The sequence below is a fragment of the Ignavibacteria bacterium genome, assembly GCA_016873845.1.
Taxonomy (GTDB): Bacteria; Bacteroidota; Ignavibacteria; order Ch128b; family Ch128b; genus JAHJVF01.
On record VGVX01000001.1, the window covers coordinates 17,441 to 32,847 of the forward strand.

The 15,407-nt window shown below is 36.6% G+C and carries 10 protein-coding genes; all 10 read left to right on the forward strand.

Annotated features, from left to right (window positions below; translation table 11 throughout):
• Nucleotides 1-43 precede the first annotated feature (43 nt).
• The 10 genes from FJ213_00060 to FJ213_00105 all read left to right on the forward strand — a co-directional run bounded on the left by FJ213_00060 (nucleotide 44) and on the right by FJ213_00105 (nucleotide 15,401).
• Nucleotides 44-343: a hypothetical protein gene (locus tag FJ213_00060; protein MBM4174560.1), complete on the forward strand. Its 300-nt coding sequence runs from the start codon at nucleotides 44-46 to the stop codon at nucleotides 341-343.
• A 237-nt stretch (nucleotides 344-580) separates the two neighbouring features.
• On the forward strand, nucleotides 581-2,296 hold the full coding sequence (locus FJ213_00065) for a hypothetical protein (protein MBM4174561.1): 1,716 nt from the start codon (nucleotides 581-583) through the stop codon (nucleotides 2,294-2,296).
• 15 nt (nucleotides 2,297-2,311) lie between these two features.
• Nucleotides 2,312-3,226: a type IX secretion system membrane protein PorP/SprF gene (locus tag FJ213_00070; GenBank protein ID MBM4174562.1), complete on the forward strand. Its 915-nt coding sequence runs from the start codon at nucleotides 2,312-2,314 to the stop codon at nucleotides 3,224-3,226.
• Nucleotides 3,227-3,320: 94 nt separating this feature from the next.
• Nucleotides 3,321-6,287: a hypothetical protein gene (locus FJ213_00075; GenBank protein MBM4174563.1), complete on the forward strand. Its 2,967-nt coding sequence runs from the start codon at nucleotides 3,321-3,323 to the stop codon at nucleotides 6,285-6,287.
• A gap of 2 nt (nucleotides 6,288-6,289) precedes the next feature.
• Nucleotides 6,290-9,436, forward strand: a complete 3,147-nt coding sequence (locus tag FJ213_00080; protein MBM4174564.1) for a tetratricopeptide repeat protein — start codon at nucleotides 6,290-6,292, stop codon at nucleotides 9,434-9,436.
• Between the two features lie 19 nt (nucleotides 9,437-9,455).
• A complete protein-coding gene (locus FJ213_00085) occupies nucleotides 9,456-10,325 on the forward strand; it encodes a MotA/TolQ/ExbB proton channel family protein (GenBank protein ID MBM4174565.1) in 870 nt (289 codons plus the stop codon).
• 1 nt (nucleotide 10,326) lies between these two features.
• Complete coding sequence (locus FJ213_00090) at nucleotides 10,327-10,743, forward strand: biopolymer transporter ExbD (protein ID MBM4174566.1); 417 nt, start codon at nucleotides 10,327-10,329, stop codon at nucleotides 10,741-10,743.
• A gap of 13 nt (nucleotides 10,744-10,756) precedes the next feature.
• On the forward strand, nucleotides 10,757-12,067 hold the full coding sequence (locus FJ213_00095; protein MBM4174567.1) for a DUF4159 domain-containing protein: 1,311 nt from the start codon (nucleotides 10,757-10,759) through the stop codon (nucleotides 12,065-12,067).
• On the forward strand, nucleotides 12,064-13,539 hold the full coding sequence (locus FJ213_00100; protein MBM4174568.1) for a DUF4159 domain-containing protein: 1,476 nt from the start codon (nucleotides 12,064-12,066) through the stop codon (nucleotides 13,537-13,539). The genes FJ213_00095 and FJ213_00100 overlap by 4 nt, the downstream gene beginning before the upstream one ends.
• On the forward strand, nucleotides 13,536-15,401 hold the full coding sequence (locus tag FJ213_00105; GenBank protein MBM4174569.1) for a T9SS type A sorting domain-containing protein: 1,866 nt from the start codon (nucleotides 13,536-13,538) through the stop codon (nucleotides 15,399-15,401). Before FJ213_00100 ends, FJ213_00105 begins: the two co-directional genes overlap by 4 nt.
• Nucleotides 15,402-15,407: the final 6 nt, after the last annotated feature.

A 15,407-nucleotide genomic window follows, 5' to 3' on the forward strand; every position in this document is an offset into this window, starting at 1 on the left:
CCGTTCGGTGACATCAGCAGTATATTCAGCATGGAGATATAGATTGGGGATTAAAATATCTGCAACAGATATTTTAGATTTGCACCTTGGTACCGAATACACTACAGAGCAAGAAGATAAAGTTAAAGATTCCGGAAGATTAGCTTTTAATTTAGGGAGTTCCAGAACCTTCAATCTCACAGCAGGTTTTAATGCAAGAATAAGTGACATTTTATTTGCATACACATTTATTTACAGAAATGAATTTTACGACTATCAGTCAATGAATTATTATGCAACAATAAGTCATTTAGTGAAATCTAATCCAATCGAACATAGGTTAATGTTAAGGCATGATTTGTAGTCAGAGAAGCTGAAATCCCTATCGGGAAATAACTCAAATTATTTGTTGTCACCGACCGGCCTGCCACGACATATAATTGTAGTGGCGGGTCGGTGACAACATCTAAGTAATCTTGACTAAACTAACAGCGAATCTAATTCCAATTCACTCCAAAAAAATCCTTTTCGAATCTTCATATTTTTTTTAATTTTGTACAATTATTTTAATTAACACTAAAGCATTCGAGTGAAACTGATTATGAGAGCTTCAAAAATACTTTTCCTTCTTTTTCTACTTCCGATTCAAATTGCTTTTGCTCAATTCACACTTACGGACACTACATTCGTAAATGATAATCTTGTAGATTCATCTCTGACAACAAGTGCAGACTGGAAATCTGAACCCGGAAAATTACTTCTGCAAACTGGCGAAAATGAGAATCTTGCAAGAAATAAATCTGCATATATTGTTTTTAGAAGCAGAAATTTACCGGTTGATACAGCCTCCAGAAATGCAAACAGGTTATTAGATGGATCATTCTTCTCGCCATCTTTTGTTCAGATTCTATCATTGAATGCCGGACCAGGCGGCGAAGGAACATACATTATGATCGATTTGCAGGCGATTCGGTCTGTTAATCGTGTAAAAATGTGGCAATTAGGATTTTATCCAAACGGACCGACAAATCTTCCAACCCACTTACGGGTAAGAGCATACACTATTTACGGTGGACTTGACACTCTTGCGATGGAAAAATTGGTACAGGTTCCGGAAAATACATTTGGAATAACAGATGATTTCTTCGAAAAAGTTGTTGATATTAGATTTCTGAAAATAACTGTTGATGTTCTTGATCAAGTACAAAGCACAGTCATTTCAGAAATTCAGGTTTTCGGGAAAGGGTATTTGCCTGAGGGATTTTATACCTCAACAGTGCGCGATCTTGGGCAGCCTGTAAATTTTTCGAAAGTAACATGGAACGCTGAAAAACCGGAAGACACACAAATATCTGTTAGACTCCGGACAGGACATACCGCAAAAGTAGATACTAATTGGAGTGATTGGAGAGAAGATTCAGCAACTGTGTCTGGGACTCTACTCCCGGTCTTTGAGCCAAGAAGGTATGTACAATACCAAATCAGATTGGGAACTCAAACCTTGTTCACTCCAAAAGTTGAAGACATATCTATTCACTACGATACAAAACTTGTTGCTCAATCGACTGATGCGAGCATTACTCCGCAGTATTCAACAATTCTGACTGAGAATATTTTTACATACAAAATTGTAATCAATAAGGGGTCAACAGATTATTCGATTGACACAATTGTCATCGGAACTCCAACGCCGAGTATATTGAATGACGTAACGATTAATGGAGTTAAAGTTTCTTACTCTGTGAATACTTTTTCAGATAGAATTATCATTGCATTGTCTAGTCCGATAACATCAACATCGACACTTGAAGCTAAAATTAAATGCACTCCATTCTTGGGAGTGAATAGATTTAGCTCGACATTGATTAGCAAAGATGCACCAGGCAATCCTCAGCGAGTCGATACAAAAAAATCCAGCGGAATTGAAGCTTGGAGTGTTCTAACAACAGATGTTCCAAAAAAATTATTAATTGATTATCGAATTGCTCCTAATCCCTTCACTCCCAACGGTGATGGAATAAATGATAAAACACAGTTGACATTTTTCCTTGCAAACATTGCTGAGCCAAGAGTTTTGATCGGCAATCAACTAAGAAAGTTGAATATTAAAATATTTGATTTGACGGGAAGATTAATTAAAAATTTGTATGACAGCGATGCTCGTGCTGCTGCATTTGTGGCTCAAAATGCAATCGATTGGGATGGCAAGGACGATAATGGAAAAGTAGTTCGTCCAGGAGTTTACATTGCTCAAATTGTAATTGATTCAGATAATGGCGGAGAGCAATCTGCCAAAACAATCACAGTAGTTTATTAGAAGGCAGAGGTAACTGTGAAGAAAATTTTAGTTTGTTTAATTTTTAGTTGTTTCAGTCTTGTCCAAGCCGGTGGTTTTGATAATCTTGGTGTGCACAGCAGGGTGATCGGTATTGGCGGAGTGTACTACGGTATTGGTGATGCACCATATTCGGTCTTTTATAATCCCGCCGGTTTGGCTCATTTAAAAAGAATCGAAATAAATTCCACTTACACGAATTTATTTCCCGGTCTTGAAGATGAAAGTATTTATTATCTAACTGCTTCAGGCGTTCTTCCTTTCGAACCGATTGGAAATTTTGGTGCGGGAATTACGTTTTTAAAAACGAATCACTGGCAGGAGAATACATTAATCTTGAGTTACGCACGAAATATGGTTGGCTCATTTGGAATTGGCGGAAGTGTAAAATTATTGAGATGGAGTGCAGCCGCAGCGCCCGGAGAGGCACCCCTTTCGTTTTTCGGATTAAGCTTTGATGCTGGTGCATATTATACCTTGGAGAATTTTCTTGGACAAGGGAATCTCAGATTTGGTGCTGCTGTTCAAGATATCACTCAACCAAGCATAGCAAAAAACGGTTCAAAAGATGCTGCTCTCCCAATGAAACTCGCTGCAGGTATTTCGTATTTTTCTCCTGGTTACGACTATTTAATAGGTATAGATGGAATAAAAGAAGGTGACGCTTATTATTTAAGATTAGGTGCAGAATTTCTTGCAATGAAAGTTCGTGTGCTTGGGGTTGAATCTGGTTTTTATGTTCGCGGGGGATTGAATGGTGTAGTTAATAAGATTGACTCAAAACAGAGTTCGTTGAACGGTGGATTCGGTCTCTTCGTAGAGAAATTTAAATTTGATTATGCTTATGATCATCAATTAGAAATTAAATCGATTGGCGGAAGTCATAAATTATCTATCGGATATCAATTTTAGGATGAAAGATTCCCCAAAAAAAATATCTCACTCAAAGAAAAATTTAATTTTTAAAACATCTGATTCAACTCAGAAATCCATTTCGGAGGTTAAGTTGAAAATTTTATTCAGCATATTATTTTTATCGGCAATTTCAGTACAGATATCTTTAGGACAATTCGTTTCGAATCTTGGCAAGTCCGAAGATAAATACATAAATCTTTCGGGCAGGAACTACGAGAACTACAGCTCAAAAATTGAAAAGAAAAAATTCTTTGACAATTTTGGAAATTTTCTCATAGAAGGTTACACTGTGATCGAGTTCAATGAATCGCAGAAACAGGCAGTAGATTTCGCATTGCCAGGCGGTCAGAGCAACTTCCTAAAATCCAGATACTATGAAAACTATTTTAGCAATATTGTTATCGGCAATGATAGTTATGGCGGATTCAATACGCGTCTTATGGTAGGTGATGCGATTCGAACAAAGTTTACAAATCTCACATTGAATAAAGCACGATTCAATGGTATAAGATGGGATGGTTCTTCTGCAAAGCACCGTGGAACTTTACTTGTTTCAAGAATTTCTGATCCAATCAGGTTCAGATTCGATCAAGGATTTTATGCCGATGGTGTGAGAAGAATTCGTGATTGGACTCAATATCTCATCGGCGGACACTTTGAAACCGACATAGGCGACGTTCTAACGGTTGGATTAACTTACTTGAATCAGCATCAAAGACGGGCAAGCTTGGATAGTGAAGAATCAAGTTTGAAAGGTGTGGTATCAAATGCAATTCCGAGAGTAATTTTTGTTCGCGTAAGTGATGACAGCCCTGGTGATAACTCTGGACCAATTGTTTATCAAGCTCCAGTAATTCTCATTAATGGAATTGTAAGACCAGCAGTAAATATCCATGGTTCGGTTCCACGTCAAGGTGCAACTACAATAAACGATCCAATTCAATATTGGACCTTTACAGATTTTTGGATAAATAATAAAGACTTCTTTGCTGGTGCTGATACTACAAGTTTCACGAGATATATCAATTATCGAGATCGATATTCTAGAGTTTCTCCTTCATACCCAACGCAGATCTCAAGTGTTGATGGAAGAAACATAACATATGCTTATGTAATCCCTGAAGGTGCAACAAGCGTTTCTTTCCAGATGATTCTGGCAAATGATTATCGAATAGACATTGCTCATGATTGGATAAATCGTTTAGATGAATATACCGGCGACGCACGTTTTATTTCACACTCCGATCCTGATATTTATGCGACTCCGGTTCCATTCAGAACAATCCGAAGAGCAGATGGAAATGTAAAGGATGCCTCGAACAAACAAATTGTTAGTTTCTCATATGGTTTAGCCACCGGAATGGAAGTTTATGGGATTAATTTTTCATTCAACTGGGAGGGATTTGAAATTGAAGGTGAATTCAATCAGAGCAGCGAGCATTTCAAATATCCAATTATTCGTGATCAAAGATTTACAAAAAAATCTGGTGAGGAATTTACTAAAACCGGCCAAGCATGGTATCTTCGTGCAAAGAAAAAGATAGGCAGATTAACTTTAGGCGGTGAACGATATAGAATAGACGGTAATTATATAACTGCATTAAACATTTACACGATGGAGAATAGTTTCTTCAGCAGCCCATCGGACAACTTAATTCCAAATCCAATTTTTCCGGATTATTTAGGTTATGACGGTTCGACTTCAGGTGCACTGATCCCGGGTGGAGCTTATTTTGCATTGGTGGACGACAATGATGATAATGACAGATGGGAAGATGGATTTTATCATTACAATGTTTTTACAACTGATGCGCGACAGAAAAATAGAGATGTCCTCAACAGAGTCGGTGACTTTTTCTTACTCGGTTACAGACAAAACACAAATGAGTTGGTAAGTCTTGCTACAATTCTCCGAAGACCAGATACAGGAATTTTCCCGGGAAAAGACAGAGATAACGACGGAATTCCTGATGATGATAGAAATGCAGATGGTATTCCGGATTTTGCTCAGGATTTTTTAACTTTTTATACAGATCCGCCTTCACTTGATTATGGAGACGATTGGAACAATAACGATGTAATTGATGAACAGGAAAATGATATTTTGCCGGATTATCCATATAATCCTGATGTCGATGGTTATCATGTATTTTCGAATCTTGAACTGCTCAGCTCATTGAATGTCGGATTTGGAATTTTGAGAGAAAGAGGATTACTGAGAGGTGGATTTAACAATGTTGATTACTTTAAGCTTACATATTTCACGTCTACCCCAAGATTCGGTTCGCTGAGGATTTTCTATGTTTTGAAACGTGTACGCGATAATATTTCAAACGACAGCTATCAATTCCCGGGAGTAATTACAACTGCTGATCCTTTTCCGGATTATGTTTTAGATCCGTTGAATTACAAAAACAGCTTGGTGAATTCACTCTATATTGGAACAACGTTCACTCAAATTCCGAATTTAAGAATTGAAAATAATATTAAGATCCAATTCAACAAACAGTTTGCACAAGGTCAAAGATTGCGAGCATTTCTTCCAGAATCTCGTCTGTTAGATGATCAAGTAGATGGACGCATCTCTTTCTTCGGAATGGTAAACAAGATCGAATATGAAATTTCATTTTTCAATAATGCCTTGAAAGTGATTCCGCAGTTTAAGATTCGGACGGAAAAATCAGCTAAGTTTACAGAAAATAAAGAAGGACAGTCTATTACTCAAATCACTAAACATCTTCAAGAAACAATTCCTATCATACGGGTTGATTATAAGTTGACTGATAATACAACACTCCATTTCGGTATGCAAGGTATAACATTTCTGAAGGGAATTGAGGTTACTGCTTATAGAATAAGAAATTTAAAAGATGATTTCGAAACAGAGAATAGAAGGACTGTTGCTTTCTCTCTTAGCAATAAATCGCAGTATGCTGGTTATAATATTGTGATCGATTTTGGATATAAATTCACTACAAGAGATTTTAAACGATTTGAAGATAGAGTAAAAGGAAAAGAGGAGTCGACCTTGTACTTCTCTATCTTTACTGGATTTTAATTATGTGGCAGGCAATAGTAGTCATAGTTGCGGCTGTCTTAAGTGTGTTCATTCCGACACCTCAAGAGATGCGAAATGCATTCACTGCAGGCCAGAATTATTTCGTTTCGCGCGACTATGTAAATGCCATCAGACAATACGATAAAATTCTTTACACTGAGAGTCCATTTCTCAAAGAAGACAGTGTTAAGGTCTCTATCTTAAATGATGAGTTCCGTGTCAGCGTTCGAATTGCCGCTGCATATCAAAAAGCTAATACATTTAAACAACTAAGTAAGGGCGATTCAGCAATTCACTACTTCCGCCAAGTAGCAAATCAGAAAGAAGAGAACAAATTAGCAGCACTTGCACAATTTCAGATATATGACATTTTATATAAACTTGAAAAATTTGATCCTTGTATCCAGGAAGCATCATTATTAGTAAGGCGTTTTCCGAAAGAAAAGAAATCTGAGCAAGCACTCTATGATATCGGTTGGGCTTATCGAGAACTCGAAAACCTAGACAGCTCGAGTATAGCATTTGAAAGACTCTTGTCTCAGTATCCTACAACAGAATACTACGCACGTGCATTATATCAGGTTGCCCAAAATTATTTTGAAAGTGCAAGTTACGATTCAGCACTGGTTCATTGGAGCGAACTTGTTGTTAAGTTTCGACCCTCCATCTTCACAGAAAAAGATTGGGAAAAGGTTGAACTTAAAGCTGAAAAAGAGAGAAGAATTTTCGAAGCAACGCAAGGAAGAGAAGTCGAGAGCACTGATCTTGAGCTCGTTGCAAAAGCTAATATTAAAATCGGCGATGCTTATAGAAAGAAGGGCGATTTTTCTCGGTCAATCGACGCTTATAGATCGATAATAACGACCTATACACTCTTGCCGTCTCTTCAAGAAATTGCTTGGATAAAAATTGCAGATTATTCACTCGCGGAAAAAGGAATAGATGAAGCTATTGACGCCTATCGGGATGCAATCGATGCTAATTTTTCTAATAAAAAGCTGCAAGCTAAGATGCAATATAAAATTGCCGAGACTTACCAAATCGCAAAGATGTTTACCAAAGCTGCAGGAGAATTCGATTTCTACATTAACAGTTTTGGACAGGTAGCTGATGCAATTGATTTCAGTGTCGATAAGGCAAAGTTCAGCGTGCTTCTGAATTATTACAACGCAAAAGATTTTCAAAGGGCTGTAGCTCATTCCGATTCATTCACTCAGAAATATGCTTACAGCGATTTAACGCCCGGTGTTCTCTCGATGCAAGCCTCATCTTTGAATTTTTTAGGTGAATATTCTAAAGCACAGAGGACTCTTGAGATTTTGATCAAACAATTTCCTAAGAGCAATGAAATAGTAAATGCAAAAGTTCAACTTGGTTTTACATTATATAAAATCGGAGAAATCGAATCTGCCCTAAATCTTTATAAGTCAACTCTTGAAGAACATCCGGAGAAAATTGATTCGAGTGAAGTTTCTTATTATATACTGATGGCAGTAGCCGATTTGAAAAGATATGATGAGGCACTTGCACATTTCGACAAGGTTAAATTTAATTCTCCCTATTTTCCTGCAGCAGTAAATCGTGTTACTAAAATCTATGTTGCCCGCTCCGAGTTTGATGACGGTGAGAAATTCTTAAAAGATGTTTTAGAAAAGGCGGTCGCGAATAAGGATTCGGTCAATTATTTGAATGATATTTATTTCAGTACGGCGGATTTATACATAGGAAAAAGCGATTACCAATCTGCGTTGAATCAGCTGAATATTATATTAGATGATTCTAAAGTTGCCGTCGAAAGAGAAAGTTTTGCTGTTCAAGTTAAGTATGTCCGAGGGATAATAAATTTTCAATTAGAGAATTATGAAGCTGCTATCGAAGATTTAGAAGAAAGCCTTGCCTCCAAGACTTTTACCTCAATTATGAATGCGAACGTCTCCAATGCCAACGAGAAATTAGCTTTATCTTATGCAAAAAGCGGTAAAACTGAAAAAGGAGTTAGCATCTTTCTTGATTTAGTTTCAAGAACAGAAAATGAAATTGATAAGGGAAAATATTATTCCGTTTTATCATCGATTTATTATGAAAGTGGTAATTATAAAGAGGGCATCAGTTATTCTGAAAAATCACTTCAAGTGAACGGATTAGACACTGCGACAATAATTTCATCATACATTACTTTGTCAAACTGTTACAAAGGATTAAATCAGCTTCCAAAAAGTGTTTCATTACTTCTCGAAGCATCTGAGAAATTCCCAAATGCCGCTGAGATTGAAAATGTTCTTTTCCAATTGGCTGCTATTAATTATGATAATTCTGACTATGAAAAGGCGATTGACATTTTTAATAAGTTTTTAGCTCAATATCCAGAAAGTGAAAACAAACGTGATGCCTTGCTATTTAAAGGATACTCTCACTATGAAATTGGAGAGTGGGATAACGCGTATAACACTATGAAAAGGTTTATCGCAGCATATCCTCAAGATCCGAAATCGCCTGATATGCAATACTATGCTTCAGAGTCAATGTTCAATTTGAAAAAATTCGAATCAGCAATTCGAGAGTATCAGAATTTATATAAAAGATATCCAAAGTCTGAGTTAGCGCCAGTGGCATTGTACAATGAAGCATGGTGCTATTATGAGCTAAAACAACCAGAAAGAATGATAGAAACATTTAAATCGCTTGTTCAAAAATTTCCAAAGAGTGAAAACGCTCCTCATGGTTTGTTTACAATCGGTGACTACTATTACAATATTAAAGATTATCCAAATGCATCGCTTTATTATACCGAGTTGAAAAATAAATATCCCTCTTATGAAAAAATTGCTGAAGTAGAAAATTTGATATACGATCTTAGTCAGATTAATTCTTACCTTGAATATGAAAAAGCAATGAAGTTCTTTGACGATAGGAAATATGAAAAAGCAATTGAGGAATTAAAAAAAGTTTTAACAAAATATTCCACTGAGAGTATTGCGGTTGGCTGTCATGTGAATATTGCTTCGGCTTACGAAATGCTTGATTTGAAAAGAGAAGCAATCGAATGGTATAATAAAGTTATTCAGCTTTATTCCGAAAGCCGCGATGAAAACGAACGCGCTGCAGTATTTTTCGCTCGAGAACATAAAGAATGGTTAGAAAGTCAATAAATTTTTACGGAGGACAAATTTGAACTTACAATTAATATTGCTCCAAGTCGAAACTGAAACTACAAGCTGGTTAACAGATAATTGGCTTGTTGATATTTTAAGCAAAGGTGGGTGGTACATAATGTATCCGCTTTTATTTTTCTCTATAATCTCTCTCGGAATTATTATCGAAAGGTTATATAGATATTATTCCGTTCCAAATGAGAAAAAAGCTAATTCAATCTTAGATCAATTACAGAATTTATTACATCAGCATGGAACGGTGGAACCATTGATCGAATGGTGTGACAAGAATAAGGGAATATTTGCGTATGTCTTTTTGCAAGTACTCAAAAGATTTAATTTTCTTGTTGTCGAAAAACGTCCAATTCACGACATGAGAAATGAGCTACTTGATACTGGAGATGAATCTGCTGAAGAATACTTCGAAGAATTTTTACCGATTGTGAACACAATCGCAAGTGTCGCAACACTTATTGGATTGCTCGGAACAATTCTCGGAATGATCATGTCTTTTGATGAAATTGCAAAAGGAGGAAAAGGAGATCCAGCCATTGTAGCCGGTGGAATTTCCGTTGCATTAATTACTACAGCAGGTGGTTTAATTGTTGCAATACCATCTGTGATTGGTTATAGTTTTTTAAAAAGGAGAACAGTAAAACTCATAAAATTTGTTGAACCGTTCACAAATCATTTTGTTAATTTGATATTAAAAGATCTGGCTCGTTTTGCTACGTATCGAGAAATGTTAAAGACGGCTTACCGTGATGGCGTATTAAACAAGGATGAAGAAGCATTCTTAAAAGAAAAAAGAATTGATTTGAACATTTCTGATACCGAAGGGAAAAAACTTGAAGATGAAATTCTTAAATCTTTAGGGTATAAATAATATGGCTCGGAAAAGAAAAGAATGGGAAGAACGGGGTATTGATATGACCCCTATGATCGATTGCGTATTTCAGCTATTGATCTTCTTCATGGTTACGACTGTATTTGCAGTGCAAAGTGGATTAAAGGTCGATCTGCCGCAAGCAGCAACTTCCGATGCGCCGCCTGAGAAAGATTTGAGTATCACTATTTCCGATAAGGGTGAGATGGATTTGAATGGTACTCGTGTAACTCTGGATAATCTTGAGGAACAGCTTAGGATCCAAAAAGATATTTTCGGAAGCAAAGTTTTAATTATCAAAGCAGATAAAAAAACATTTCATGGTATCGTCGTTGACGTAATGGATGCTGCAAAAGTTGTTGGTATCGATCAGCTTGCAATTGCTACTGAAGAGGAAGAGAAAGATAAAAACAAATAACTTATAGAAACGAATGCAGGTCATAAACATATCTGGATTTGAAGTAAACCAAAAGTTAAAGAGTTTTCTTTCATACTATAGAAAACATCTTTTAATTTTTTTAGCAATTTCTGCATTCATACATTTCCTTCCGATTATTTTGCAAATTGATATTACTGAAAGTATTAAAGAAACAAAGCGCCCACCAACAACTGTTAAATTCATTCAACGTGCACCAAAACTGCAAAAGCAGCTTGAACTTCAAAAAGCTCCGAAGATTGTTGAACGTACATTACAAAGAATGTTACCGCAGCAAGTTAGAATGGCAACAATGCCCCGAACTATGACAACAGCAGCCCGTCATGGCGGAACTGCTCTTTCATCACTCGGTCGACCAGGTGATTATGTGGATAGGACTTGGTCACCCCAGCAAGCCCAGTTTTACGGACCGAACATTCAAATGGAAGTTGAGAATACTCGTGCTTCATCAAAGCGAGGCACTGCTGGACTGAGAGACAATCTTATTGATTGGATGAATTTTCAAGATCGATTTTCTGGTATGATTGACCAGGGAGCAAATAAAAAAGATATTTCCGGTTTCTTGGAATTCTATCAACTGCAGTATCGCGGAAGTAAAGTTGAAGACAACAATCAACCTGGATGGAATGCAATACCACAGGCTTTGTTGAATTTATCTGATTTCATTAATAATGGTACAAAAGTGAAAGTCTCGCTGAAGGGGACCATTCGTCTTGACAGTAAAGAAATTATGAATATTCCGGTAATATTTATGATTGGTTACAGAGCCGAACCATTATACACAAAGGAAGAAGCCCAGAACTTAGGTCGATACTTGCGTGAAGGAGGTTTCTTATTTATTGATGATGCATTTGCATATGAATCTGGGTCATTCAGCCGGAAAGCAAGACAGCTAGTTACTGATGCATTAGGTTTCGATGCTATTTTTGAGCGTGTTCCAAACAATCATCCACTTTTCCATGCATGGGAAGATTTTGATGCAGTTCCAGCTGGGGACGATAATATCCGTCCGAATGGTATGTCTCTCGCAAATCCCAATCCTGCACAAAGATTAAAACCTGTACCAGAAAGATACAAGTACATTGAAGGAGTATTCCTCGGAGGTCGACTTGCAGTGGTAATTTCAAACAAAGGCTACAGTCGTGCATGGGGAGATTGGTTAAAAAATCCTTCCAGTTTTGGCGGGCCACAAGACAATACAAGACAGTTACAATTTGGACTTAATATAATAGTCTACGCCTGTACACAAAAGGGCGGAATAATTGATAAGAATAAACAAAAAGTTGCAGCAGAGATTAATCAATGAAAAAATTTCTTTTGATAGTTTTAATATTATTTACTTCAATTCAATTCGGATGTGACTCCGTTTATAAATATGTTTTCATGCCTCCGGAACGAGTCGCATATATGTACATGCCTGATGCAGAGAACATGAAATACATGAATGATACAACTTATAGACTTTCCAAAGATAGTCTGACGATAATCATGGATCGAAAAGATTTTAAAATTGAATTAAAGTACATGACCGATTTTCAGCTAAACACGTTCGAATTCCCAGATGACTCCAAAGCAGGTTGGTTCTCAAAAAATCCATTTACATATGGAGATTGGATTGATCCTTCAAAAGGATATTCTCCGAATAGATTCTCAGTATTTAAGATAACTATTTACAATTACTCCGGTTCTAAAATAAATTTCGACCCGGAAGAATCTCTTCTTGAAACAGATAGAGGAGATAAGTTGAATGCTTATGCTCGAGAGAAAAAAGCTGCAAAATATCAGAGTATGGAAGAGTATTATTTGAAGCGTAAAGGCGCCAGCGGAATTGATGATGAAGTTTTTGAATCAAGAATGGGAATTGTCAGAAGAACAATGGTTTATTTAGGTAAGCCGGTTTATGCAGGCGACTCCAGAGAAGGATTTATTGTGTTCGATCCAATGGATGAATCAGTTGAAAAAGTGAAATTCTCACTGAGGAATTTTATTCTTAGCTACAGTGAAACAAATGAACCTGATGAATTTGGAAATTATGTTTTTTACTTTAGCAAAGTAAAATTCGACCGAGCAAAGATTACAGGCAGAACATCTCTTGATACAACTTTTATTTCAATTCCAACTTCAAAAGATAGTTTGCTTTTGGATCGAGAAATTAATTTTACTCAGCTTCAATATACTTCCACAGAAACCCGTGAAGGTGGAAATATTGAAGCATGGAATCCAATGCCTGAAGCAATTCCAGAATTTATAAAGCATCTGCAAGCTCAGACAAAAATAAAATCTAAATTTGTGCGAATTACAGCCGATGCACCGAATTTGCTGGTTTCGGATTTTGTCGTTTTACTGGGCGGATTCGGGAAGCCAAATATTAGTTCAGTCATGGTGAATAATTTAGCTGAACTTTTATCGAAGGGCGGATTCTTATACATAGAAAATTCTCATGTTACAAAAAGTTGGCCATATTATTCATCCATGCTGGAATTTTTAAATCAACTCGCAAACAGAATCAGCGGGAAAACTGAAATAAAGAGAATTGCTCTGGACCATCAAATATATAACATGAGATTCAAATTTACTGATTTACCCAAAGGATTAGATGATTTCAACACACAGCTGCTTCGGAATGATTACATCGATGGACTATTCATTAATGGAAAGTTAACTGCTGTCCTATCGAACAAAGGTTATATTCCTCAATGGGTGGCGTTAGAAAACAAAACGGAAGCGTTGAATTTCGGAGTTAACCTTGTGCTTTATGCTCTCGAAAGGAAAAAATGAAATACATTTCATTTCTTACACTAATACTGCTTGGCAGCATTTTATTTGCCCAGCCGCGTAAAGAAGTTAGAGCTGTCTGGGTAACCACTGCAGGTAGAGCTGATTTTCCATTTTCTGTTGGCGCTTCAGCGCAGAGAGCTGAGATCGATGGAATAGTAAATGTTTGTAAGAATGCAAATCTCAATACAATTGTATTTCAAGTAAGTGCGCGCGGCGATGCGTATTATAGCTCTTCGTTCCTCCCTTGGGCTTCAAATCTTACATGCTTTACTCCATGTCAGGATCCATCAAATTTAGGATTTAATCCAGGATATAATCCACTCGCTGAAATGATCTTGAAAGCAAGACAACAAAATATTGAAGTTCATGCGTGGATCAATGCTTATTACGTAATTAGTGATACACTCTCGAAATATCTTTCAGTTATAACATTTCCACCGCATCCAGCGATTATTGACAGCTCCAACGGTCAACGTTACTGGAAAACACGCTGGTTTGCTAAGACTTCTACAGGTCAGATGAAAAGTGACGGCGGATTTTTCTTAGATCCAGGCAATCCGGATGTCAGACATCACTTAGTAAACATTGCAACTGAAATCGTAAAGAATTATAATATTGATGGAATCCATTTTGATTTTATTAGATATACAGACCTTGGAGCCGAAGCTCTTCTATTTGGAGATGCTTCTAACTATTGGTTCACAAATCGAACAGATTCTTTAAATGGCAATCCTTGGAATTTGCCGCGTAATGATTTCGCACGATTGAACATTGAGCGAATGGTTAAAATGACGATGGATTCTGTGAAACATTATAAACCGTGGGTGAAGGTCGGAGCTACAACTCCAGGTGTTTATACTGCGGCGGCAATGGGATTATCCTGCGGTGTATGGGAGTTATATAATCAATTACGTTCAGATCCAAAAGCATGGGCTGCAAAAGGATATATTGATTATCACAATCCGCAAGTTTATTGGAATATCGCGACGTGCCCCGAATTCACAAAAATTTCTAATTGGTGGAAGAATAATTTAAGTGGTAAACAAACTTGGTTGGGACTTGCTTCATATAGAATAGGTGAACCAAACTTTGGCGATATAAATGAAATTAAGAATCAGATAAATTATTCACGTACTATTGGTGCATCTGGTGTGAATTTCTTCAGATTCCGGAGTATGGCAAGTTCGATAAACTATTTTGACTCGCTCACAAATTCACTGTATAAATATCCTGCAAATCAACCGCCAATGATTTGGAAAGATCCTGTTCCGCCAAATAAACCAAATTATATTACGATTCAGAAAATCACCTCAGATAGGTTTAGAATTGCGTGGACAAGACCTCAAACCGCTACAGATGGAGAGATTGCAGAGTATTACAATATTTTCAGAGCAACATCTCCAATAGATCCAAATAAAGCAGAACATTTGTATAAAATTACATCTAATCCTGATACTTTTTATTTTGATATTATTCCAGATACAAACTCGGTTTACTACTATGCTGTTTCTGCTTTTGATAAAGTTGATAATGAAAGCGAAATCTCAAATACAATCGCTACAAATATCGAAATTGATTATGAAAATTATCCGACAACAATTAATTTAAGCCAGAATTATCCAAATCCATTTAATCCGCTGACTAAGATAGATTTCGAAATTTATTTACCAGGGCTTACAACTTTGAAAGTTTATGACATGCTAGGAAGAGAGATCGCGGCTTTAGTAAATGAAAATTTATCAGCGGGAAAATATTCCGTAGAATTTAATTCAAATATTTATAATTTACCTAGCGGAATCTATTATTATCGATTAACTAATTCTGGTTCATCAATCACAAAAAGTTTTGTTTTATTAAAGTAGAGTAAA